Annotated in this window: 20 protein-coding genes; 5 read left to right on the forward strand and 15 right to left on the reverse strand. The window is 59.6% G+C overall.

Translation table 11 applies throughout. The annotated features are described in order from the left end of the window. Nucleotides 1-2: 2 nt before the first annotated feature. The 11 genes from acs to dksA all read right to left on the reverse strand — a co-directional run bounded on the left by acs (nt 3) and on the right by dksA (nt 14,508). Nucleotides 3-1,940, reverse strand: a complete 1,938-nt coding sequence (gene acs / locus AACY08_RS24555; protein WP_339471745.1) for an acetate--CoA ligase — start codon at nt 1,938-1,940, stop codon at nt 3-5. Between the two features lie 105 nt (nt 1,941-2,045). After that, nucleotides 2,046-3,710, reverse strand: coding sequence for a glucose-6-phosphate isomerase (gene pgi / locus AACY08_RS24560; RefSeq protein ID WP_339420303.1), 1,665 nt, complete (start codon nt 3,708-3,710; stop codon nt 2,046-2,048). A 226-nt stretch (nt 3,711-3,936) separates the two neighbouring features. Further along, a complete protein-coding gene (gene panC, locus AACY08_RS24565; protein ID WP_339471746.1) occupies nt 3,937-4,788 on the reverse strand; it encodes a pantoate--beta-alanine ligase in 852 nt (283 codons plus the stop codon). Continuing rightward, the gene (panB, locus tag AACY08_RS24570; protein ID WP_339471748.1) at nt 4,785-5,585 is read right to left on the reverse strand and encodes a 3-methyl-2-oxobutanoate hydroxymethyltransferase; all 801 of its coding nucleotides are present in this window, start codon (nt 5,583-5,585) and stop codon (nt 4,785-4,787) included. The genes panC and panB overlap by 4 nt, the downstream gene beginning before the upstream one ends. A 278-nt stretch (nt 5,586-5,863) precedes the next feature. Further along, the gene (gene folK / locus AACY08_RS24575; protein WP_339471749.1) at nt 5,864-6,349 is read right to left on the reverse strand and encodes a 2-amino-4-hydroxy-6-hydroxymethyldihydropteridine diphosphokinase; all 486 of its coding nucleotides are present in this window, start codon (nt 6,347-6,349) and stop codon (nt 5,864-5,866) included. 2 nt (nt 6,350-6,351) lie between these two features. Further along, nucleotides 6,352-7,755 carry a polynucleotide adenylyltransferase PcnB gene (locus AACY08_RS24580; protein ID WP_065875682.1) on the reverse strand — a complete coding sequence of 468 codons (1,404 nt, stop codon included), beginning with the start codon at nt 7,753-7,755 and terminating at the stop codon, nt 6,352-6,354. Nucleotides 7,756-8,463: 708 nt separating this feature from the next. Beyond that, nucleotides 8,464-9,894 (reverse strand): sigma-54-dependent transcriptional regulator, encoded by a 1,431-nt coding sequence (locus tag AACY08_RS24585; RefSeq protein ID WP_339471750.1) that lies wholly within the window; start codon nt 9,892-9,894, stop codon nt 8,464-8,466. Between the two features lie 22 nt (nt 9,895-9,916). Next, the gene (locus AACY08_RS24590) at nt 9,917-12,871 is read right to left on the reverse strand and encodes a sensor histidine kinase (RefSeq protein ID WP_175402993.1); all 2,955 of its coding nucleotides are present in this window, start codon (nt 12,869-12,871) and stop codon (nt 9,917-9,919) included. After that, entirely contained in the window at nt 12,855-13,031 is a 177-nt protein-coding gene (locus tag AACY08_RS24595) for a hypothetical protein (protein WP_003176118.1), read from the reverse strand. The genes AACY08_RS24590 and AACY08_RS24595 overlap by 17 nt, the downstream gene beginning before the upstream one ends. A 62-nt stretch (nt 13,032-13,093) precedes the next feature. After that, entirely contained in the window at nt 13,094-13,981 is an 888-nt protein-coding gene (gene gluQRS, locus AACY08_RS24600; RefSeq protein WP_339471751.1) for a tRNA glutamyl-Q(34) synthetase GluQRS, read from the reverse strand. A gap of 83 nt (nt 13,982-14,064) precedes the next feature. Next, a complete protein-coding gene (gene dksA / locus AACY08_RS24605; RefSeq protein ID WP_025857127.1) occupies nt 14,065-14,508 on the reverse strand; it encodes an RNA polymerase-binding protein DksA in 444 nt (147 codons plus the stop codon). 319 nt (nt 14,509-14,827) lie between these two features. Between dksA and AACY08_RS24610 the strand changes: the two genes are divergently transcribed. Together AACY08_RS24610 and sfsA are read left to right on the forward strand one after the other, a co-directional pair. Next, nucleotides 14,828-16,000, forward strand: coding sequence for a pyridoxal phosphate-dependent aminotransferase (locus tag AACY08_RS24610; protein ID WP_339471752.1), 1,173 nt, complete (start codon nt 14,828-14,830; stop codon nt 15,998-16,000). Further along, nucleotides 16,000-16,710 carry a DNA/RNA nuclease SfsA gene (gene sfsA / locus AACY08_RS24615; protein WP_049711511.1) on the forward strand — a complete coding sequence of 237 codons (711 nt, stop codon included), beginning with the start codon at nt 16,000-16,002 and terminating at the stop codon, nt 16,708-16,710. Before AACY08_RS24610 ends, sfsA begins: the two co-directional genes overlap by 1 nt. On the opposite strand, the gene AACY08_RS24620 is transcribed toward sfsA, so the two are convergent. After that, nucleotides 16,707-17,024, reverse strand: a complete 318-nt coding sequence (locus AACY08_RS24620) for a Rieske (2Fe-2S) protein (RefSeq protein ID WP_339420311.1) — start codon at nt 17,022-17,024, stop codon at nt 16,707-16,709. The genes sfsA and AACY08_RS24620 overlap by 4 nt on opposite strands. Before the next feature lie 155 nt (nt 17,025-17,179). Here AACY08_RS24620 and AACY08_RS24625 point away from each other — a divergent pair, with 155 nt between their 5' ends. Genes AACY08_RS24625 through AACY08_RS24635 form a run of 3 tightly spaced genes read left to right on the forward strand, consistent with a single transcriptional unit; the run spans nt 17,180 to nt 19,859 of the window. Then, nucleotides 17,180-18,058 (forward strand): heme/hemin ABC transporter substrate-binding protein, encoded by an 879-nt coding sequence (locus tag AACY08_RS24625; RefSeq protein ID WP_339471753.1) that lies wholly within the window; start codon nt 17,180-17,182, stop codon nt 18,056-18,058. Further along, entirely contained in the window at nt 18,055-19,092 is a 1,038-nt protein-coding gene (locus AACY08_RS24630; RefSeq protein ID WP_339471754.1) for a FecCD family ABC transporter permease, read from the forward strand. The genes AACY08_RS24625 and AACY08_RS24630 overlap by 4 nt, the downstream gene beginning before the upstream one ends. Nucleotides 19,093-19,100: 8 nt before the next feature. Further along, nucleotides 19,101-19,859, forward strand: a complete 759-nt coding sequence (locus AACY08_RS24635) for a heme ABC transporter ATP-binding protein (RefSeq protein ID WP_445262042.1) — start codon at nt 19,101-19,103, stop codon at nt 19,857-19,859. A gap of 237 nt (nt 19,860-20,096) precedes the next feature. Here AACY08_RS24635 and AACY08_RS24640 read toward each other — a convergent pair whose 3' ends face one another. The 3 genes from AACY08_RS24640 to AACY08_RS24650 all read right to left on the reverse strand — a co-directional run bounded on the left by AACY08_RS24640 (nt 20,097) and on the right by AACY08_RS24650 (nt 22,555). Continuing rightward, on the reverse strand, nt 20,097-20,369 hold the full coding sequence (locus tag AACY08_RS24640; RefSeq protein WP_092248424.1) for a TfoX/Sxy family protein: 273 nt from the start codon (nt 20,367-20,369) through the stop codon (nt 20,097-20,099). Between the two features lie 192 nt (nt 20,370-20,561). After that, entirely contained in the window at nt 20,562-20,906 is a 345-nt protein-coding gene (locus AACY08_RS24645) for a pentapeptide repeat-containing protein (protein ID WP_339420315.1), read from the reverse strand. Between the two features lie 92 nt (nt 20,907-20,998). Next, the gene (locus tag AACY08_RS24650; protein ID WP_339471759.1) at nt 20,999-22,555 is read right to left on the reverse strand and encodes a bifunctional aminoglycoside phosphotransferase/ATP-binding protein; all 1,557 of its coding nucleotides are present in this window, start codon (nt 22,553-22,555) and stop codon (nt 20,999-21,001) included. Between the last annotated feature and the right edge of the window lie 13 nt (nt 22,556-22,568).

Consider the following 22,568-nt stretch of genomic DNA (forward strand, 5'->3'; position numbering starts at 1 on the left):
TCCTATCGGTTCAGGCGTTTGTCGATCAAACTCTCTACGACGCTCGGGTCGGCCAGGGTCGAGGTATCACCGAGGCTGTCGAGTTCGTTGCAGGCGATCTTGCGCAAAATCCTGCGCATGATCTTGCCGGAACGGGTTTTCGGCAAGGCCGGGGCCCATTGGATCAGTTCCGGCTTGGCAAAACTGCCGATTTCCTTGCTGACCAACGCCAGCAGGTGCTCTTTCAGCGCGTCGTCGGGTTCCACCCCATTCATGGGCGTGACAAACGCATAGACGCCCTGGCCTTTGACGTCGTGGGGGTAACCCACCACGGCGGCTTCGGCCACCAAGTCATGCAGGACCAGCGCGCTCTCCACCTCGGCGGTGCCGATACGGTGGCCGGACACGTTGATCACATCGTCAATGCGGCCAGTGATCCAATAATCGCCGTCTTCGTCGCGTCGCGCGCCGTCGCCGGTGAAGTAGTAACCGGGGTAGGGTTTGAAATAGGTGTCGATCATGCGCTGCGGATCGCCGTACACACTGCGGATCTGCCCGGGCCAGCTGGCTTTGATCGCCAGCACACCGCTGCCGGCGCCGCTGAATTCCTTGCCTTGCTCGTCAAGCAATACGGGTTGTACGCCGAACATCGGCTGGGTGGCACAACCGGGTTTGATCCGCTGGGCGCTGACCAGTGGGCTGAGCATGATGCCGCCGGTCTCGGTTTGCCACCAGGTATCCACAATCGGGCAGCGCTGTTCGCCCACCGCGTTGAAGTACCAGTCCCAGGCTTCCGGGTTGATCGGTTCGCCGACGCTGCCCAGCAAGCGCAGGCTGGCGCGGGACGTGTTCTCCAGCGGGCCGTGGCCTTCGCGCATCAACGCGCGCAAGGCAGTGGGCGCGGTGTAGAAGATGTTGACCTTGTGCTTGTCGATGACCTGCCAGAAGCGCGAGCTGTCCGGGTAGCTTGGTACGCCTTCGAATATCAGCGAGGTCGCGCCATTGGCCAGCGGGCCGTACACGATGTAACTGTGACCGGTGACCCAGCCCACATCGGCTGTGCACCAGAACACTTCGCCGTCGCGGTAGTCGAGCACGTATTTGAAGGTCATCGCCGCTTGCAGCAGGTAACCGCCCGTGGTGTGCAGGACGCCCTTGGGTTTACCGGTGCTGCCGGAGGTGTAGAGGATGAACAGCGGGTCTTCGGCGTCCATCGGCTCGGGCGGGCAGTCGTCGCTTGCGGCATCCAGAGCCTGTTGATACTTGAGGTCGCGGGCTTCGGTCCAGTTAACGGTCGCACCCGTGCGTTCCACCACCAGCACCGTACTGACGTTCGGGCAGTTGGTCAGGGCTTTGTCGACATTCTGTTTCAGCGCCACTGGCTTACCGCCGCGCACGCCTTCGTCAGCGGTGATCACGGTGCGGCAGTCTGCGTCGAGAATACGGTCGCGCAGGGCGTCCGGCGAGAAGCCACCAAACACCACGGAATGCACCGCGCCAATCCGCGTGCAGGCGAGCATGGCGTAGGCTGCTTCCGGGATCATCGGCATGTAGATGCACACCCGGTCGCCTTTCTTCACGCCGCGGCTTTTCAGCACATTGGCCAGGCGGCTGACGTTCTGGTGCAGTTGGCGGTACGTGATTTTGGAAGAATTTGTCGGATCATCGCCTTCCCAGATGAAGGCCGGCTGATCGGCGCGTTGCGCCAGGTGGCGGTCGATGCAGTTGTAGCTGACGTTCAATTGGCCGCCGGCAAACCATTGCGCAGCACCGGTCTTGATGTCTGAGCGTTGAACGGTGTGCCAAGGGGTTATCCAGTCGAGAAAGCCTTTGGCCTGTTCAGCCCAGAACGTGTCCGGTTGATCGATGGATTGGCGATAGAGGCGTTGATAGTCCTCTTGATTGAGTTGCGCAGCCCGGCGGACGGCATCGGCGGTGGGGAACGTGCTGATATCGAACATGAGCGATCCTTATTCTTGTTTTAGCCACAAGTCATAAAGATGCACCCTGCAGGGGGAGGGTTCAAGGCCAACCTCCAAATGGACGTTGGCCCTGCAATACCTGAATCAGCCGCGGTGACGACCACGGAAGTAGTTGATCAGGCCCTGAGTCGACGCATCGTCAGCCAGGGTTTCCTCGGCACCGGTCAGGCGGTTGTAGACGCCCTTGCCCAGCTCTTTGCCAAGTTCCACGCCCCATTGGTCGAAGGCGTTGATACCCCAGATCACGCTCTGCACGAACACTTTGTGCTCATACATGGCAACCAGCGCGCCCAAGCGACGCGGGCTGATACGCTCGACCACAAGGGTGTTGCTCGGACGGTTGCCCGGGATCACCTTGTGCGGCGCAAGTTTCTGCACTTCTTCTTCCGAGATGCCCTTGTCGCGCAACTCGGCTTCGGCTTCGCTGCGGGTCTTGCCGAGCATCAGCGCCTGGCTCTGGGACAAGCAGTTGGCATACAGCCACTGATGGTGGTCGGACACCGGGTTGAAGCTGACGATTGGCACGATGAAGTCGGCCGGGATCAGTTGGGTCCCTTGGTGCAGCAACTGGTGGTAAGCATGCTGACCGTTGCAGCCCACGCCGCCCCAGATCACCGGGCCGGTATCGGTAGACACTGGCGTGCCGTCCTGCCGCACGCTTTTGCCGTTTGATTCCATGTCCAACTGCTGCAAGTGTTTGGTGATGTTACGCAGGTAGTGGTCGTACGGCAGGATCGCATGGCTTTGCGCACCCCAGAAGTTGCCATACCACACGCCCAGTAAGCCCAGCAGCACCGGCATGTTGGCTTCGAATGGCGCGTTCTGGAAATGCTGGTCCATGGTGTAGGCACCGGACAGCAGTTCCTTGAAGTTGGACATGCCGATGGCCAAGGCGATGGGCAAACCGATGGCTGACCACAGCGAGTAACGGCCGCCGACCCAGTCCCACATCGGGAAGATGTTCTCTTCGCGGATACCGAAAGCCACGGCGGCCGCGTTGTTGCTCGACACGGCGATGAAGTGGCGATACAGCTCGGCTTCCGAGCCACCCTGGGCCAGGTACCAGGCGCGGGCGGCCTGGGCGTTTTTCAGGGTTTCCAGGGTGTTGAAGGATTTCGACGAGACGATAAACAGGGTGGTCTCGGCGCGCAGCTTCATGGTTAGCTCGTGGAACTCGCTGCCGTCAATGTTTGCCAGGTAATGGCAGCGCACGCCTTTATGCGCGTAGGACAACAGCGCCTCGGAAACCAGCTCCGGGCCGAGGAACGAGCCGCCGATACCGATGTTCACTACGTCGGTGATCGGCTTCTCGGTGTAGCCACGCCACAAACCGTCGTGGATGCGGCCGACCAGGTCAGTGATCTGGTTCAGCACCTTGTGCACGTCCGGCATGATGTTCACGCCGTTGACCGACAGCTTGTCACCCACTGGGCGGCGCAAGGCGGTGTGCAGGGCAGGGCGGCCTTCGGAGGAGTTGACTGGCTCGCCTGCGTACAGCGCATCGATCGCGCCTTTGAGATTCACTTCCTTTGCCAGGGCCACCAGCAGGTCGCGGGTTTCGCTGGTGATCAGATTTTTCGAGTAATCGAGGAAAAGTCCGCAGCTGCTCAAGGTGAACTGGGAAAAGCGCTGAGGATCGGCATTGAACGCTTCGCGCATGCTGAAATCCTGCATGGCTTGGCGGTGTTGATTGAGCGCTTGCCAGGCGGGCAGAGCGGTAACGTCATGAGGAGTGCGGTAGTACGCCATCGCTGCGGGTTTCCTTTTATTACGGGGACTGCCTTTAGGACACTTCTGAGCCCGGAACGTCCAGTCTTTCATCAAGGAATGGGTTCGGGACAGCGCTAACCATAGCGCAGGGCGATTACATTAAACCTAGCGTGTCGATATGTCTTGGTTTTGTCTGCGCTTATGCCGGTACTTTTTTGCACCGGCACTTTTTATTGACGCAGCGAGAAGGGCAACTGCAAGGGGGTCAGTCGAGGGTCAGATGCAGGTTGTCGATGAGGCGAGTGGCGCCCAGGTAGGCGGCTACCAGAATGACGATATCCCGATCCTCGGCAGTGGCCGGGCGCAGATGCACACCCTGGCGTACCTCGAGGTAGTCCAGGCGCAACCCGGCGGCTTCGATTTGCTGGACCTGTTCGGCGCGCAACGTCGCGAAGTCGTGGTCACCGGCTTTGATCGCAGCAGCGATCAGGGTGAGGCAGCCGTACAGCACCGGCGCAATAGCGCGTTGCTCGTCGGTGAGGTAGCCGTTGCGTGACGACAGCGCAAGGCCGTCGTCGGCGCGCACGGTGGGTTCGCCGATGATCTGGATCGGCATATTCAGGTCATGGACCATGGCGCGGATCACGGCCAGTTGCTGGTAATCCTTCTGGCCAAACACGGCCGTGTCCGGCTGGACCATGTTGAACAGTTTGCTGACCACCGTTGCCACACCTTCGAAATGCCCCGGGCGGCTGGCGCCGCACAGGCCTTCGGACAGTTGCGGCACGCTGACGCGAGTTTGGCCGGTCATGCCCCCGGGGTACATTTCTTCGACAGTAGGTGCGAACAATAGACTGCAACCGGCTTGCAGCAGCTTTTCCTGGTCGGCAGCCAAGGTGCGCGGGTATTTGTCCAGGTCTTCACCGGCGCCGAATTGCAGCGGGTTGACGAAGATGCTGGCGACGACGAAGTCCGCCTGCTGGGCTGCCTTGGTCACCAGTGTGGCGTGACCGCTGTGCAAGTTGCCCATGGTCGGCACAAAGCCTATGCGCTTGCCGGCGCTGCGGGCGTGAGTCACGGCAGCACGCAATTCGCGTACGGTTTTTACGGTGTTCATGCAGAGAATCCGTGTTCGGCGCCAGGGAACGTTACGCCTTTGACTTCAGCAACATAGGCGCTCAATGCGTCGTGGATACTGGCCTGGCCAATCATGAAATTCTTAACGAATTTTGGCACGCGGCCGGTGATCGACAGGCCGAGCATGTCGTGTAACACCAGCACCTGGCCATCGGTTGCGGAACCCGCGCCGATACCGATGACTGGCACTTTGACGGCCTGGGTGATTTCGGCGGCCAGTTCGCTCGGCACGCACTCGAGCAGGATCATTGCAGCGCCTGCTTGTTCCAGGGCGATTGCATCGGCACGCATCTGCCGTGCCTGCGCCTCATTGCGGCCCTGTACCTTGTAGCCGCCGAGGAGGTTCACCGACTGTGGCGTCAGGCCCATGTGTGCGCACACCGGCACACCACGTTCCGCCAGTAGGCGGATCGATTCGGCAAGCCACACCGCGCCTTCAACTTTGATCATGTGCGCACCGGCTTGCATCAACTTGCCGGCATTCTGGAAAGTCTGTTCGAGCGTCGCGTAACCCATGAACGGCAGGTCGGCGATGATAAACGCGCCGTCGTTGCCGCGCTTGACGCTGGCCGTGTGGTACGCCAATTCATCGGTGGTGACGGGCAGGGTGCTGTCATTCCCTTGAAGAACCATGCCCAGGGAGTCGCCCACCAGCAACACTTCAACCCCGGCCTGGCGGCTGGCGTGGGCGAACGTGGCGTCATAGCAGGTCAGCATGGTGATTTTTTCACCCTTGAGCTTGAGGCTCTGCAAGGTGGTCAGGGTAATGTCTGGCATGAAAAGGGTCCTCGTTCAGGCGCTTGGAAACAGCGAGTAACGCGCGTGAGTCTTCGTTTATTCAGGCGCACTGTCTTGAGAGCAGTGCTTATAAGGCCTGGATTGCGCCCTTTAGCGCCGGGTTGGCGGCAGCGGGACGCCTATAGTCGTGAGGAGGGCACGGGAAGTCAATTGGATGTGTTACCGCATTGTTACGATGGCTGTGTTACCGCTGTTACTGACGCGATCCAGCAAGTGGGAAAGCGATTTTAAGTGCGCAGGCTCCCACATTGACCCAGTCAGTCTTGGGGCAAGCGTTCCAGGCCGAGAAACGGGCAGGCGGCCAGCAAGTCGCTGAGCATTTGCCCGTCGGGCAGTTGCAGCGCGGCGGGCGCCAGCTCGGCCAGTGGATACAGCACAAACGCCCGCAGGTGCATTTGATAGTGCGGCACCTTGAGGCGCGGCTCGTCGATCAGGCGATCGCCAAACAGCAGGATGTCCAGGTCGAGAGTGCGCGGGCCCCAACGCTCAAGGCGTTCGCGGCCTTGATCGTTCTCGATGGCTTGCAGCGCATCCAGCAGTTCAAGGGGCGCAAGGCTACTGTCCAAGGCAGCAACCGCATTGGTGTAGCGCGGTTGGCCTGGGAGCAGGGAGTCACTTTGATAAAAGGCGGAGACGCCAGCAACGGTGGTGCCTGGCAATTGTGCCAGCGCTTCGATAGCGCTGCGCAATTGCTGATCCGGGGCAGCCAGATTGCTGCCCATGCCGATGTAGATACGTTCCACGTTTATTCGCCTGCAGCGCCCGAGGCGTCAGCCGAACTGCGCTTGCGTTTGGTGCTGCTGCGTCGACGCTTCTTAGGGCCAGCGCCTTCGCCATCGCCTTTGCTGCCGAGGTCACGAATCATGTCGCGGCGCTCGCTGTCATTGGCGTCCTGGTAGTCGGTCCACCATTCGCCCAGGCCGTCGGTCTGCTCGCCGGCGCTTTCGCGCAGCAGCAGGAAGTCGTAGCCGGCGCGGAAGCGCGGGTTATCCAGCAACAGATCGGCGCGTTTGCCGCTGCGACGTGGCAGGCGCTCTTGCATGTCCCAGATCTCGCGGATCGGCAGGGTGAAGCGTTTGGGAATGGCGATGCGTTGGCACTGCTCGACGATCAACTCATGCGCGGCTTCTTGCATGGCTGGAATCGGCGGCATGCCACGATCCTGCAGGCGCAGTACGCGTTTTGGCAGGGCTGGCCACAACAAAGCGGCAAACAGGAACGCCGGGGTGACCGGCTTGTTCTGTTTAATGCGCAGGTCGGTGTTGATCAGCGCTTCGCTGATCAAGGTGTGGGTGTACGTCGGGTTGTGTTCCAAAGCCTCGGCGCTGGCCGGGAACAGTGGGTCGAACAACTGCAGGTCCACCAGCATTTCAAAGGTGTCGGCGGCGTAGCCCGAGAGGAACAGCTTGAGCACTTCCTCGAACAGGCGTGCCGAGGGAATCTCGCGCAGCATCGGTGCCAGTTCGCGAATCGGCGCGGCGGTGTGCTTCTCGATGCCGAAGTTCAGCTTGGCGGCGAAACGCACGGCCCGCAGCATGCGCACCGGGTCTTCCTGGTAGCGTTGTACCGGGTCGCCGATCAGGCGGATCAGGTTATTACGAATATCGTGTACGCCATTGGCGTAATCGAGGATGCGCTCGCTGACCGGGTCGTAATACAGGGCGTTGATGGTGAAGTCGCGTCGCTGCGCGTCTTCTTCCAGGGTGCCATAGACGTTGTCGCGCAAGATGCGCCCGCTTTCGTTGCGGGAAGATTGATTGGTGTCTTCCTCTTCATCGTTCTGCGGGTGGCCTGCACGGAACGTCGCCACTTCGATGATTTCGCGACCGAAGTGGATATGCACCAGCTTGAAGCGCCGGCCGATGATCCGCGCATTGCGGAATTCGGCACGCACTTGCTCAGGCGTGGCGCTGGTGGCGACGTCGAAGTCTTTCGGCGTGATATTGAGCAGCATGTCACGTACGCAGCCACCCACCAGATAAGCCTGGTAGCCGGCGTTCTGCAAACGTTCGACGATGTTCACTGCATAACGGCTGAATTGAGCGCGCTGCAATGAATGCTGATTGCTGTTAAGCACTTCAGGCGTGCTGCGAATGTGTTGCGTACGACGCAAGGGAGAACGGAATGACTGGAACAACTTCTTCAGCATGGGATGCACTGTTTGAAGGAATGTTCGGCCATAACGAAGAATGACCGCATGATGGGCGGGGATTCTAGCATTTAGTCAGGGGATGGTGTAGGAACAAGCTGCAAGCCCCAAGCCAAAAGCTTCAAGAGATTGCTGGAAAGCCAATTCGCAGAAACTACAAGGGGAGCCGAAGCTCCCCCAGAAGTAGTTGCGTGCTCTATTTTTATTATTGGTTGCGGGCTTCTTGTTTTTGTTGATCGCCCTCGCCATGAAGCTTCACCTTCATGACACTCCCAATCGGGAGTCAAGAGCAAACGGATTGCTTTGGTTGCTGTGTTGCTGATCTACGATCCAACCAGTTCAGGCTCTGCCTTAGGGCAGTTTTTGTTGTTCTCGGCCTGGTTGCGGGGTAAGCCCCAAATGCAACGCCTCTCCAAAAGAATCAGTTAGCTGCGCCTCCGCCGTGTTGTTTTTGTTATGCGTGAGTCGATTCGTCTTATTTTTATTGTCTTGTACTAAGCTTGTTATTGTTTTTGTACTAAGCATATAGCAGGGTGCGTGCCAACTTTTGCGCCGTCCAGCAAATCCGGGGTGTTGAGGTGCTTTCGGGTGTTTGATGGACCAAAAAAAGCCGGGGCTTCGTTACCGTAAGCCCCGGCTTTTGTTACGCGAAATATCCGCGGTAACAGTTTTTTCACATCTGTGGGTGTTACCTGTGGGGGCGCACCCTCAACTCTCGCTGGCCACACCGGTCTTGCGCCGTGGAATGCCCAGGCGCTGGCGGCGTTCCCACAGGCACTTGCGGCTCACGCCCAGTTTGCGTGCCAGCTCGGTCTCGGTCATATGGTCCTGATGCTCAAGGACAAAATGCTGGAAGTAATCTTCCAGCGACAAATCTTCCGTCGGCTCATGGCTGGTATTGCTACCGCCGCCCGGTTGTGGGGCCAGGCCGATGAAGTCGTCGTCGTCCAAGTCGCTCAGTTCGATATCGATGCCCAGCAGCTCGGCGGAAATCTCCGGGCTTTCCGACAGAATTACCGCGCGCTCGACCGCATTTTCCAGTTCCCGCACGTTACCCGGCCACGAGTAATGCCGAATCGCCTGCTCGGCATCCGGCGCAAACTTCAGGTCGGTACGGTTGATGCGTGCGCTCTGGCGCAGCAGGAACGCGCTGGCGATCTCGTTGACGTCGGCGCCGCGTTCACGCAGGGCCGGCAGCTTGAGGGCGATCACGTGCAGGCGGTAATACAGGTCTTCACGGAACTGCCCGATCTTGGCCAGGCTTTTCAGGTCACGGTGGGTGGCCGCAATCAGGCGCACGTCGACCTTTTGCGATTGCACCGAACCGACACGGCGAATCTCACCTTCCTGGAGCACGCGCAGCAAACGCGCTTGGGCTTCCAATGGCAGTTCGCCGATTTCATCGAGGAACAAGGTGCCACCGTCCGCCGCTTCCACCAGGCCCGCACGCCCGGCGCTGGCGCCGGTGAACGCGCCTTTCTCGTGACCGAACAGTTCGGACTCGATCAGGGATTCAGGGATGGCCGCGCAGTTCACCGAAATCATCGGCGCCTTGGCACGCTTGGACAGATTGTGCAGGGCGCGGGCCACCAGTTCTTTACCGGTGCCTGATTCGCCTTGGATCAATACATTGGAGTCAGTCGGCGCGACTTTGCGGATCTTGCTGTACAGATCCTGCATGGGCGGGCACGAACCGATGATGCCGATTTCGCCATTGCTGTTATCAACCCCTGGCTTGTCGGCAGCTTTGCTGGCGGGACGCTGTTCGGCAGGCGCGCTGCTGACCGACTGACGGTCGCGCAAAATACGCGCCACCGCCTGGAGCATTTCGTCATGGTCGAAAGGCTTGGCGATGTAGTCCACCGCGCCCATCTTCATGGAGTCCACCGCCGAACGCAGGCTGGCGTAGCTGGTCATGATCAGCACCGGTGTGCCTTGGCCGAGCTTGATCAACTCAGTGCCAGGTGCGCCAGGCAGGCGCAGGTCACTGACAATCAGGTCGAACGTGGGAATGCTGAATCGCTCCTGGGCTTCCTGCACAGAGCCGGCTTCGCTGACTTGGTACTGATTTCGTTCAAGCAGGCGACGCAAGGCAGAGCGGATAATGGTTTCGTCTTCGACGATCAAAATGTGCGGCATTGATTCAATTCTCTCGACGGTCTCAGTTCACAGCGGACGTCGCTTCGACATGACGCGGCAAGGTCACCCGAATACGGGTGCCGCGTTGGCTTTCTGTGTCAGCCGGGCTGTCGATGGTGATTTGTCCATAATGCTCTTCAACGATGGAATAGACCAGTGCAAGGCCCAGACCGGTACCTTCACCCGGGTCCTTGGTGGTGAAGAAGGGTTCGAACAATCGGTCCATGATGTTCTGTGGAATACCGCTACCTTCATCTTCGACGATCAGATCGACCGTATGTTCGAAAGCCTCGGTCTTGACGCGTACCGCGCTGCCGGCGGGGGTCGCATCGCGGGCGTTGGACAGCAGGTTGATCAGCACTTGAGCCAGGCGTTGTGAGTCGCCATCTACCCAGTGGTCCGGGTCGCACAAGTTGAAAAACTGTACTTCGAAATTACGCCGGTTCAAGGCGAGCAAGCCTATGGCATCCTGCGCCACTTCGGCCAGGCACACGGCTTCGTCCTGGTTCTGATGGCCGCCTGCGTGGGCGAAGCTCATCAGCGACTGCACGATCCGCGAGACGCGCTTGGTCTGTTCGAGGATTTGCCCGCTGATCTCGGTAATTTCGCCGTCTTCTTCTCGCTCTTCCCTTAGATTCTGCGCCAGGCACGCGATACCGGTGATCGGATTACCGATTTCATGGGCCACCCCCGCTGCCAGTCGACCGATACTGGCCAGGCGCTCGGAGTGCACCAGCTTGTCTTCGAGCATCTGGGTTTCGGTCAGGTCTTCCACCAGCAACACCAGGCCGCTGTTACCGGGGGCGAGGGGTTCATCGATGGCGGCCTTGTGCAGGTTGAGCCAGCGTGTCTGGCCGTCGAGGGCCAGATGCTGCTTGTGCAAGTGCTCGTCGGGCAAGTTGATAAAACCTTGCAGCAATTCTTTCCACGGCTCGCCCAGGGTATTGAGGCGTGAACCGACGACGCGTTGTGCGGGGATGCCCGTGAGCTCTTCCATGGCCTTGTTCCACATCAGGATCTCTTGATCCTTGGCCAGGGAACACACGCCCATGGGCAGTTCCTGCAGGGTCTGGCGGTGGTAGCGGCGCAGGGCGTCGAGTTCGGCGGCGAGACCAGTGAGGCGGGAGTGGTAATCCTCCAGCCGGCTCTCGATGAAATGGATGTCTTCGGTGACATAGTTTTCGCCGCCGGCCTTATAGGGCAGGAACGTTTCCACCATGTCCTGGGCCACGCTCGGCCCCATCAGCCCCGACAGGTTGGCTTCGATACGATCACGTAAACGACGCAGCGCGTAGGGGCGGCGTTCGTCGAACGGCAGGTAGAGATCGCGCAGCGCCTGTTCGACTTCCTTTTGCGCTGCCTTGGCGCCCAAAGGCTTGGCCAGTTGCGTGGCGAACTCCTGAGGCGAGGCCGCATGCAATTCACGCCGTTGCGGGCGACGCACGTTATCCACCGCACAGGCTTCGGCTGCGCTGGTTTCTTCCGGGCTTGCGTTGGTGAACAGCGAGATCAGGGTGAACATCAAGACGTTGGCGGCCAAGGACGCAATCGCCGCCATGTGCCAACTGGTGTCATCCAGCACGTAAATCATGTTCAGCAACGGAATGTAGAAGCCCTGCAGGTTGCCGACCAGCGGTAGCAGCATGGTCACGACCCACACCAGGATCCCCGCCAGCAAGCCGGCGATAAACCCACGGCGATTGGCGGTCGGCCAGTACAGTACCGACAACACACCCGGCAGGAACTGCAAGGTGGCGACAAAGGCAACGATACCCAGGTTGGCCAGGTCTTGCCCGGCGCCCAGCAGCAGGTAGAAACCGTATCCGGCCATGATGATCGCAACAATCAGCGCGCGGCGCGTCCATTTCAGCCAGCGGTAGATGTTGCCTTCAGCCGGCGGCTGGTAAAGCGGCAATACCAAATGGTTGAGTGCCATGCCCGAAAGCGCCAGGGTCGTGACGATGATCAACCCGCTGGCCGCTGACAAACCGCCGACGTAAGCCAGCAGTGCCAACGCCGGGCTGTTGGCGGCAATGCCGATGCCGAGGGTGAAGTATTCCGGGTTGGTGGTTGCCCCCAGTTTCAGGCCCGCCCACAGGATCAGCGGCACAGCTAGGCTCATCAACAGCAGGAACAGCGGCAAACCCCAGCTGGCGCTGACCAGCGAGCGCGGGTTGAGGTTTTCGGTGAAGGTCATGTGGTACATGTGCGGCATCACGATCGCCGAGGCGAAGAACACCAGCAGCAGCGTGCGCCATGGGCCTTCCTGCAGGGGCGTGTGCAGGGCGGCGAGGGCGGTCTGGTTCTGCAGCAGCCACAACTCCAACTGTTGCGGGCCGTCGAACACACCGTACAGCGCATAGAGGCCGACGCCGCCAATGGCGATCAGCTTGATCACCGACTCGAAGGCAATCGCAAACACAAGGCCTTCGTGTTTCTCACGGGTGGCGATATGGCGCGAGCCGAAGAAAATCGTGAACAGGCTGATCAGCGCGCAGAACGCCAGGGCGACTCTATGTTGCACCGGCTCGCGGGTGAGGATGCTGATGGAGTCGGCCACGGCCTGGATTTGCAGGGCCAGCAACGGCAATACACCGATCAACATGAAAATGGTGGTCAGTGCGCCGGCCCAGGTGCTGCGAAAGCGGAAGGCAAACAGGTCGGCCAAGGATGACAATTGATAAGTGCGGGTGATCTTCAGGATCGGGTACAGCAACACCGGCGCCAGCAGAAACGCGCCGGACACCCCGAGATAGCTGGAAAGAAAGCCATAACCGTATTGATAAGCCAGGCCTACGGTGCCGTAAAAGGCCCAGGCACTGGCATACACGCCCAGGGACAAGGTGTAGGTCAACGGATGGCGAATGATCGCCCGCGGAATCATTCCGCGCTCACTGATCCAGGCGACGCCGAACAACGCGGCCAGATAGGCGGCGCTTATCAGCAGCATCTGCGTGAGGCTAAAGCTCATCGGCATCTTTTTGGCTCTGCAGGATGAAAGTCACGACGATCAGAATCAGCCACAGCAAATAAGGGCGATACCAGGCGCCCGTGGCGTCGATCCACCAATCCATGATGGCGGGAGAAAACAGGTAGATCCCGACGACCAGCAGCAGGACCAATCGATAGATGTACATGTTGGCCTCTGATTGAAAAACTGCGGCGATGGTAACGGATGCTTGGCAAGCTGCAAGCGCCTTCAGCTCAATTGCGCTTCGGCCAGCGTGAGTGCACGCGGGATCTTTGTCGCATCCCAGTGCGAAATGCCCCAATCCAGCAGTTCTCGTGGGCTGGCGTGCAACAGTTCGGCGCCGGGTTGCTGGCCGAGGGCGCGAAGGGCTCTCAGTAGCAAAGGCGTGGCCTGGTCGTGCGTCAACGGTGGGGAACGATAGGATTTGCCCAGCTTGTTACCGTCCGGCTGGATGATCAGCGGCACGTGCAGGTAGCGCGGTTGGCGCAGGCCGAGCAACTCTTGCAAGTAGAGTTGGCGTGGCGTGGAGTCGAGCAGGTCAGCGCCGCGCACGATGTCGGTAACACCTTGCCATGCATCGTCGAGCACCACAGCCAGTTGATAGGCATAAAGGCCATCTCGGCGACGGATGACGAAATCGCCTACATCGCGTCCCAGGTGCTGTCGGAATTCGCCCTGAACACGGTCGGTAAAGTGGTACGCAAGCTCAGGAACACGCAAGCGGATGGCGGCGTCCTGCTGATCGTGACCGGCATTGCGACACAGGCCTGGGTAGATCCCGTTGTAGGGTTCCAGTTGTTTGCGTGAGCAGGTGCAGGCGTAGGCCAGGCCTTGGTTGAACATGTCGTTCAGCACTTTGGCGTAGGCTTCGTGCCGCTCGCTTTGTCGGACCAGTTCACCGTCCCATTCAAAGCCGTAGCTTTCCAGTGCGTGCAGGATCGCGGCTTGGGCGCCGGGCGCTTCACGGGGTGGGTCGAGGTCTTCCATGCGCATCAACCAGCGGCCGTTATTGGCGCGGGCATCAAGGTAGGAGGCGAGAGCGGCGACCAGCGAGCCGAAATGCAAGTGGCCACTGGGCGTGGGGGCGAAACGCCCGATATAGGTAGAGGCTGTCATGGGCCGGATACTACTGGAAATTCGGTAAATGCCAGAAACAAAAATGGGGCGTTTGCACGCCCCATTCGTTTAGCTCGGCGGGATTACTTGCCGACCTGTTTTTCCTTGATTTCGGCCAAGGTCTTGCAGTCCACGCAGAGGTCCGCGGTTGGGCGGGCTTCCAGGCGACGGATACCGATCTCGACACCGCAGGATTCGCACCAGCCGTATTCTTCGTCCTTGATCAGCTGCAGCGTCTTGTCGATCTTCTTGATCAACTTGCGCTCGCGATCGCGGGCGCGCAGTTCAAGGGCGAATTCTTCTTCCTGGCTCGCACGGTCGGCCGGATCAGGGAAGTTGGCTGCTTCGTCCTTCATATGGTCAACGGTGCGGTCCACCTCCTGCATCAAGTCCTGTTTCCACTTGTTCAGGATTTTGGTGAAGTGCTCGCGCATGGGCTCGCCCATGTACTCCTCACCTTTCTTCTCTACGTAAGGTTCGAAGCCGTTGAGGCCTTGAGTCTGCTGTTGCTTTGCTTGGGTGGACATGAATAGACCGCCTCTCACTCTTCTAATCCATTGCGCAGGATTGCAACGTCACCGACACCTGCCGGCCCTGCGGCTGCAAGCGGGCGAACTTACCAGATAGATTCGGGGTGCGCCACTCCCGGTTGTCGAGGCCCATGGCTAAGGGGTTGCAAACTACATCAGCCCGCCATTGCTGGGTATGTGTTGCCTCGAGTGTTGATTTTAGTCGTTTTGCAAGCGCTTGCCCGATCCGTACAGGCCGCCGGGCAGGCAATAGAACATGTTTTACGGCGCGGGTTCGGTAGAATCCAGATTTTGTCCCTACCGTTAAGGAAGGCTAATGGCTCAGCCCTACAGTGCGCGCAGTCGCGCCATCGAACCTTTTCATGTCATGGCATTGCTGGCGCGGGCCAATGAGCTGCAGGCCGCCGGGCATGACGTGATCCACCTGGAAATCGGGGAGCCGGATTTCACTACCGCTGAGCCGATCATCCAAGCCGGCCAGGCAGCATTGGCCAATGGCAAGACCCGTTACACCGCGGCCCGCGGACTGCCGGAACTGCGCGAAGCCATCAGCGGTTTCTATCAGCTGCGCTACGGGCTGAACGTTGACCCCCAGCGTATTTTGATCACCCCTGGTGGTTCCGGTGCCTTGTTGCTGGCCAGCAGCCTGTTGGTGGACCCGGGCAAGCATTGGTTGCTCGCAGATCCAGGCTACCCCTGTAATCGCCACTTCCTGCGATTGGTGGAGGGCGCGGCGCAACTGGTGCCGGTTGGCCCCGAGGTGCGCTATCAGTTGACCGCCGGCCTGGTAGCCAAGCACTGGGACCAGGACAGTGTGGGCGCGCTGGTAGCGTCGCCAGCCAACCCGACTGGGACGATCCTGACCCGCGACGAATTGGCCGGTCTTTCCGGCGCAATCAAAGCGCGCAACGGCCATCTGGTGGTGGATGAGATTTACCATGGCCTGACCTACGGCACGGACGCAGCCAGCGTGCTGGAAGTCGACGATGATGCTTTCGTCCTGAATAGTTTTTCGAAGTATTTCGGCATGACCGGCTGGCGGCTGGGTTGGTTGGTTGCGCCGCCTGACGCTGTGGGTGAATTGGAGAAACTGGCGCAAAACCTCTACATCAGTGCGCCAAGCATGGCGCAGCACGCGGCGCTGGCCTGCTTCACTCCACAAACCCTGAACATTCTGGAAGAGCGCCGGGCAGAATTTGGTCGCCGTCGCGACTTCCTGCTGCCAGCCTTGCGCGAGCTGGGATTCGGTATTGCCGTCGAGCCGGAAGGCGCATTCTATTTGTATGCCGATATAAGCGCGTTCGGCGGTGATGCCTTCGCATTCTGTCGCCACTTCCTCGAAACCGAGCATGTGGCATTTACCCCAGGCCTGGATTTTGGCCGCTATAAAGCCGGCCACCATGTGCGCTTTGCCTACACGCAAAACCTCGATCGGTTACAGGAAGCAGTGGAGCGGATCGCACGTGGCTTGCGGAGTTGGCAAGGCTGATGCGCTTTAATCCTCCCCTCGAAGAAGCGCGGCTGATTCGCCGTTACAAGCGTTTTCTCACCGATATCGAAACCGTTAGCGGAGAGTTGCTGACCATTCATTGCCCTAATACCGGCTCGATGCTCAATTGCATGGTCGAAGGCGGGCAGGTCTGGTTCAGCCGCTCCAATGACCCCAAACGCAAGTTGCCCGGCACCTGGGAAATCGCCGAGACACCCCAGGGCCGTCTGGCGTGCGTGAACACGGCGCGTGCCAATCAGTTGGTCGAGGAGGCATTGCGTGCTGGGGTAATTACCGAACTCAATGGCTTCACCGCCTTGAAGCGCGAAGTACCCTACGGTCAGGAGAAAAGTCGCATCGACTTTCGCCTGGAGTATCCCGACGGCGCGGCCTACGTTGAAGTCAAAAGCGTGACCCTGGGCTTTGATGGCTCCTCGGTTGCCGCCTTCCCCGATGCGGTGACCCAGCGCGGCGCCAAGCATTTGCGCGAACTGGCCCATCTGGCGCGCGAGGGCGTGCGGGCAGTGCAATTGTATTGCGTCAATCTCTCGGGGATTGATGCAGTGCGCCCGGCCGTGGAGATCGACGCCGGTTACGCCTCTGCGCTACGTGAAGCCAAGGCGGCGGGGGTTGAAGTGCTGGCCTATGGCGTGCGGGTTACATCAGAAGAAATCTGTGTAGATCGACGGTTGGACGTGCTGCTCGACTAGAGTTCCACCCAAAGGCCTTGGGCGTCTTCGCGGCCAAGCAGGGGGGTGAGGCTTTGGCCGGCGCAAGGGCCGGCGATGCACTCGCCGCTTTCGATCAGGAACAGAGCGCCGTGGGTGGCGCATTGGATCAGGCTGGCGCTGGAGTCGAGGAACTGATCGGGTTGCCATTCCAGTGGAACACCGCGATGGGGGCAGCGGTTGATATAGAAGTAGGGCACGCCGTCTCGGCGCACGGCCAACAGCTTGCAGCCGTCGATGTCAAAACCGAGGCTGCTGTCTGGCGCGAGGGTGTCGGAGGAGCAGAGAAACTTCATTTCAGTCCTTAAGTGCCTTGACGTTCAAATGCAAACAATTATCAAATGCCGGCTTCGTTCGTTAGCTGTGTGGGTGCTCATTACGATGCCGGGCAAGCGTTTCTGTCACGTCGATGAGTGCTTGAGCGGCCCTGCCCCTGGAAGGAAACCCTGTTATGCGCCTGAGTGCCAGCGCTATCGCGCTTGTTGTCGGACTGCTGGTCAACCATGGGGCCCAAGCCTCTGAACTGCCACAACGCTGGGTAAGTGCCGGTGGGGCGCTGTCGGAATGGGTGACGGTCCTGGGCGGTGAGTCAAAATTGGTGGGGGTCGATACCACCAGTCAGCATCCCGAATCCCTCAAGGCGTTGCCGAGCATTGGGTACCAGCGACAGTTGTCGGCTGAAGGCATCCTGAGTTTGCGCCCGCAAGTGCTGGTGGGGACTGAAGAAATGGGCCCACCGCCTGTGCTGGCGCAGATTCGTAGCGCGGGCGTGCAGGTGGAGATGTTCTCAGCGCAACCGGACTTGTCTGCGTTAAAAGGCAATCTTCAGCACTTGGGCAAGTTGCTGGGCAGCGACGCCAAGGCCACCGAATTGTTTGCCGGATATGAGCAGGCGCTGAATCAGCAAAAGCGTTGGGTTGCCAAGGCTCAGTCCACCCAAAATGCGCCAGGTGTACTGCTGCTGCTCGGGCATGCAGGCGGCAAGCCGTTGATCGCGGGCAAAGACACCGCGGCTGATTGGATGTTGCGACAGGCGGGCGGGCGCAATCTGGCGACCCATAGTGGTTACAAACCTTTTTCGGTGGAGTCGTTGGCGGGGTTGAGCCCGGAGGTTCTTGTGTTTGCTGACCGTGCCCTTAGTGGTGATGCGGCGCGTGCGGCGCTATTCAAAGAGAACCCGATCCTGGCTTCCACACCGGCGGCTAAGAATGGGCGGGTGTTTGAGGTGGACACCACCTTGTTGGTCGGCGGGCTTGGACCGCGCCTGCCGCAAAGCCTGGCAGAGCTGTCTGCCGGGTTCTATCCGTCCCAGGCTAAGCCTACCCCATGACCACGTTGGTTAAACCGAAGGCGTTGTTTATTGGGCTGGCGCTGTTGTGTGTATTGGCTATCTGGCTCTCGCTGGCGTTGGGGCCGGTCAGCTTGCCATGGCTGGATACCCTCAACGCCGCGTTGCGACTGATGGGGCTGCCTATTCAGGCACAGGGGCTGGAGCAGGCTGAGCTGATCCTGGGGCAGATCCGTTTGCCGCGTACGCTGATGGGGTTGGCGGTCGGCGGTGTGTTGGCTTTGTCGGGAGTGGCGATGCAGGGATTGTTCCGCAACCCTCTGGCTGATCCTGGGTTAGTCGGGGTTTCCAGCGGTGCGGCGTTGGGGGCTGCAGTGGCGATTGTCGGTGCTTCGTTTTTGGGCGGTTTGCCGGATGCGTTCGGGCCGTACTTGTTGTCGCTGTGCGCATTCCTCGGCGGGCTGGGCGTCACCGCATTGGTCTATCGACTGGGGCGGCGCAACGGCCAAACCAATGTCGCGACGATGCTGCTTGCCGGCATTGCCCTTACAGCCCTCGCCGGTTCTGCGGTGGGCCTGTTTACCTACCTGGCCGATGACGCCACCTTGCGCACCCTGACGTTCTGGAACCTGGGCAGCCTAAACGGCGCCAGCTATTCACGGTTATGGCCGCTGTTGCTGGTGAGCGCGGGCGTGGCGCTGTGGTTGCCGCGCCGAGCGAAGGCGTTGAATGCATTGCTGCTCGGCGAGTCAGAAGCCAATCACCTTGGGATTGATGTGGAAAGGCTTAAGCGTGAGCTGGTCTTCTGCACGGCTTTGGGGGTGGGCGCAGCCGTGGCCGCAGCGGGCATGATTGGCTTCGTGGGCCTGGTGGTACCGCATCTGGTGAGATTGCTGACGGGGCCGGATCATCGGGTGCTGTTGCCAGCATCCGTATTGGCGGGTGCAAGCCTGCTGTTGTTTGCCGATCTGGTAGCGCGTCTTGCCTTGGCGCCGGCTGAACTGCCGATCGGCATCGTCACTGCGTTTATAGGCGCTCCGTTTTTTCTTTACCTGTTGTTGCGGGGGCGTGCCTGATGCTGCGTGTGGAAGACTTGCAGATCTGTCGCGGGCGCAAAATTGTGTTGGCGAATGTCACCCTCGATTTATTGGCGGGCGAAGTGCTTGGCGTATTGGGCCCAAATGGCGCGGGTAAAAGCACGTTGCTAGGAGCGTTGTGCGGTGAACTGCATCCCGATCAGGGCAAGGTCTGGCTGGATCAACGACCGTTGAGCGAATGGAGTGGCGCGCAGCGGGCGCAGCGCCTCGCGGTCTTGCCACAGACGTCGACGCTGGACTTTGCGTTCCGCGTCGAACAGGTTGTCGGCATGGGGCGCTTGCCACATCACACTGGGCGAGTGCGCGACGACGAGATTATCGAGGCCGCCTTGCAGGCGGCAGATGTGGGTCACTTGAGCGGTCGCAGCTACCTGGCGTTGTCTGGCGGGGAGCGTCAACGCGTTCATCTCGCGCGCGTGCTTGCGCAGTTATGGCCAGGTGAAGCCGGGCAGACGTTGTTGCTGGATGAGCCGACGTCAATGCTGGACCCATTGCACCAACATACGACCTTGCAGGCCATTCGGACCTTTGCTGATCGAGGGGCGGCAGTGCTGGTGATCCTTCATGACCTGAACCTGGCGGCGCGTTACTGTGATCGAATTCTATTGCTGGAGGCGGGGCGTCCCCATGCCCTGGATACACCGGCGCAGGTAATGCAGCCTGAGCCGCTGAAAGCGGTGTTTGGTCTGGATGTGCTCGTGCAACCCCATCCGGAACGTGGGCATCCGTTGATTATTGCGCGCTAGGTTTTGACAGACAAAAAAAGACCCGGCAAGAGCCGGGTCAAATAACCGTGATTAGCCTGATGAGGAGATAATCTGAGAGTCCGAACCAATGGTCTTTCAGTTATCGGCTGATCTCGCGATCAGTTGTGATAATCATAACGATTCTCATTTGAGAGTCAACATTTGTTTTTGCATGTCTTCCGCGTTTTCTCAAACGTATGTTCGCAATGCCTGTAAATGTTGGGTTTTATAGTCGAGCTAATTTTTCTGGCGTGTCGACAGAGCGTCCAATTGACGGTTCAACGCTTCCTTGCGCTCGGCAGGAATGTCGTTCCAGTGCACATCCATCAATGCCCCTTCGATGGCATACAGCAGCACTTTTGACGCACGGAACCCGCGCGTCCGCACGGCTCGGTAAGCATCGACCGCGCCCAGGCGACGCAAGTCGGACGCACTGTGGATCCCCACCGCATGCAGCCACTGTGCTGACGTCTTGCCGAGGTTTTTCAGGTGTTGCAGCTCATCGTTCATCAAGCCTCCTTGCGACGGCCGAATGGTTCGGTGGGTATCGTGACCAGGCAAGCCTGAACAGGAGTGTAGCGCTCAGTAGGAAAAGCGTAGTTCTTTAGTCGGAAACGGCCTAAAGACTTATGAGAATGACTAAATCATGCAGGCGGGAAGTCCCCGGTTCGACTATGCGAAACCGGGGTAGAGGCAGGGGGTTTAGCGGGTACGGTAGCGTAGGCGGGTGCCGAAATTGACCGACATAAGGATCTCGTCCGCAGTCAGTTCTGGCGGGAAGTAAGTACCGGAAATCTGCGCATGGGCCAGGCTAGCCCCTTCCAGTGGGCAGTCACGCAGGTCCAGGCCACGCAAGTCGGCGGAACGGAAATACGCGTCGGTAAAATCCACGCCAGCGGCGTTAAGCTCACGCAGGTCCAACCCACGGAAGTCGCCACCGCGCATGTCGATGACCCCGTCTTCTGGGCGTTCCTGGTTAAACCCGCGGACATCGTCTTTATGCAGGAGCGAGTAAAGCGGAGTATCAAGAAGCTTAGGCTGACTCATGAAGGCGACTCCTGTTGGATTTATGACGCCATTATAGTGCCACTATTGCTTGGTCGTGCGACTTGGCAGACGACACGACCAAGAAATTTTTCTTACAGGCCTGGCAAGCGTTGGCGAATATGCGCGACCAAGGCATCCAGGGTCCCGCTTTCATTAGTTTCGACGCGTTTGCTGAGGAGCAGTTCCTCGGCTGTCAGCGTGTCGCGATTGGCGTGCTGTTCTTCGATAACCGTCAATGTCGCGTCGGAGGGGTCGTTTTTATCTGCCTGACGTTGCGCCAACCAACTTGAGATAACGGCCTGAGGCGCATTGCAGTCCAGGATCAGGAAGGGTGCACCAGTGGCTTCAGCAATCTTGGCAGCTGCATCACGTTGTTCACGCTTAAGGAAGGTCGCATCCAGCACCACTGGGTAACCTGCGCGAAGGACGGTGTCGGCGATTTTATTTAAGCGCGCGTAGGTCGCCGCGCTGGCATCGGCTGCATAGATGCCGGCCTGATGCGTGTTTTCCACATGTTGCTCGCCGAACAGGCGCTTGCGCTCCACATCCGAACGCAGGCGCACAGCGCCCAAGGCTTCGACCAGGCGCATGGCAACGTGGCTTTTGCCTACAGCCGAAACACCGTGGGTAATCGCCAGGAAGCGCGATGGAATGGTGCTGTAGCTTTCCGCCAGGTTGGCATAGTTGCGGTATTGGCGCAGGGTCGTCGCGCGCTGCACCGGGCTGGCTTCGCTCGGCATGCTGAACAGTGAAACCTTGGCGCGTACCAGCGCACGGTAGGCTTTATAGAAGTTCAGGACTTCCAGGCCCTGATAATCACCGGTCAGCTCCAGGTACTGGCTGATGAAGCGACGCGCCAGGGACTTGAGGCCACGGTCTTCCAAGTCCATGGCCAGGAAGGCGGTGTCGGCGTACACGTCGGTAAAGCGGAAAGGCTCGTTGAACTCGATGCAGTCGAAGATCACCACGTGGCCATCGATCAAGGTTGCGTTACCCAAGTGAATATCACCGTGGCATTCGCGGGTGAAACCCTCCAGCTTGCGCTGGGCGAACAGCGGCTTGAGGCGCTCGAAGCTGCTTTCGGCCCAGGCGTGCAGCGCGTCCAGTTGAGCCAGGTCTGCCTTGTCGCTGAGGAACGGGCGGATCTGATCGAAGTTCTGGCGAACCGGTGCCATCACTTCGTCCGGGGTGCCGGCAGGGTGTTCTTGCGGGACTTTCGGCGCGGTGAGGTGGAAGTGCGCGATCTGCTTGGCCATCTCATCAATGTGCGCGCTGGTCAGTTCGCCGTTGGCTTGCAAGGTACTGAGCAATTGGCTTTGTGGGAACTGACGCATTTTCAGCGCGTACTCGATGACCGGGCCATCGCCACCCAGTTGCGGGGCTTCGGCAGTGCCGGTGATCGGCAACACTTCAAGATACAAATCGTCGGTCAAGCGCTGGTTGAGGCGCAGTTCTTCCCGGCAGAAGTGGCCGCGTTTTTCCAAGTCGGTGAAATCCAAAAAGCCGAAGTTCATCGGCTTCTTCAGTTTATAGGCGTAGGAACCGGTCAGTACGACCCAGGAAATATGGGTCTCGATGACTTGGAACGCTTCAACCGGGTGGGGGTATAAAGCCGGGTTTTGCAGGGCGGCGATCAGGGACTGGCTCACGGGCGATCCTTCA

The organism is Pseudomonas sp. EL_65y_Pfl1_R83 (genome assembly GCF_963970695.1).
Lineage (GTDB): Bacteria > Pseudomonadota > Gammaproteobacteria > Pseudomonadales > Pseudomonadaceae > Aquipseudomonas > Aquipseudomonas tritici.

What these genes read in the sequence shown, in the direction of transcription:
- AACY08_RS24585 (WP_339471750.1), bottom strand. Translation starts at nt 9,894, where the DNA reads ATGCCGCACATTTTGATCGTCGAAGACGAAACCATTATCCGCTCTGCC.
- AACY08_RS24620 (WP_339420311.1), bottom strand. Translation starts at nt 17,024, where the DNA reads ATGAAGTTTCTCTGCTCCTCCGACACCCTCGCGCCAGACAGCAGCCTC.
- AACY08_RS24580 (WP_065875682.1), bottom strand. Translation starts at nt 7,755, where the DNA reads ATGCTGAAGAAGTTGTTCCAGTCATTCCGTTCTCCCTTGCGTCGTACG.
- dksA (WP_025857127.1), bottom strand. Translation starts at nt 14,508, where the DNA reads ATGTCCACCCAAGCAAAGCAACAGCAGACTCAAGGCCTCAACGGCTTC.
- AACY08_RS24645 (WP_339420315.1), bottom strand. Translation starts at nt 20,906, where the DNA reads ATGAGTCAGCCTAAGCTTCTTGATACTCCGCTTTACTCGCTCCTGCAT.
- gluQRS (WP_339471751.1), bottom strand. Translation starts at nt 13,981, where the DNA reads ATGACAGCCTCTACCTATATCGGGCGTTTCGCCCCCACGCCCAGTGGC.
- acs (WP_339471745.1), bottom strand. Translation starts at nt 1,940, where the DNA reads ATGTTCGATATCAGCACGTTCCCCACCGCCGATGCCGTCCGCCGGGCT.
- AACY08_RS24640 (WP_092248424.1), bottom strand. Translation starts at nt 20,369, where the DNA reads ATGAACGATGAGCTGCAACACCTGAAAAACCTCGGCAAGACGTCAGCA.
- panB (WP_339471748.1), bottom strand. Translation starts at nt 5,585, where the DNA reads ATGCCAGACATTACCCTGACCACCTTGCAGAGCCTCAAGCTCAAGGGT.
- AACY08_RS24595 (WP_003176118.1), bottom strand. Translation starts at nt 13,031, where the DNA reads ATGTACATCTATCGATTGGTCCTGCTGCTGGTCGTCGGGATCTACCTG.
- panC (WP_339471746.1), bottom strand. Translation starts at nt 4,788, where the DNA reads ATGAACACCGTAAAAACCGTACGCGAATTGCGTGCTGCCGTGACTCAC.
- AACY08_RS24625 (WP_339471753.1), top strand. Translation starts at nt 17,180, where the DNA reads ATGCGCCTGAGTGCCAGCGCTATCGCGCTTGTTGTCGGACTGCTGGTC.
- AACY08_RS24610 (WP_339471752.1), top strand. Translation starts at nt 14,828, where the DNA reads ATGGCTCAGCCCTACAGTGCGCGCAGTCGCGCCATCGAACCTTTTCAT.
- sfsA (WP_049711511.1), top strand. Translation starts at nt 16,000, where the DNA reads ATGCGCTTTAATCCTCCCCTCGAAGAAGCGCGGCTGATTCGCCGTTAC.
- AACY08_RS24590 (WP_175402993.1), bottom strand. Translation starts at nt 12,871, where the DNA reads ATGCCGATGAGCTTTAGCCTCACGCAGATGCTGCTGATAAGCGCCGCC.
- AACY08_RS24630 (WP_339471754.1), top strand. Translation starts at nt 18,055, where the DNA reads ATGACCACGTTGGTTAAACCGAAGGCGTTGTTTATTGGGCTGGCGCTG.
- pgi (WP_339420303.1), bottom strand. Translation starts at nt 3,710, where the DNA reads ATGGCGTACTACCGCACTCCTCATGACGTTACCGCTCTGCCCGCCTGG.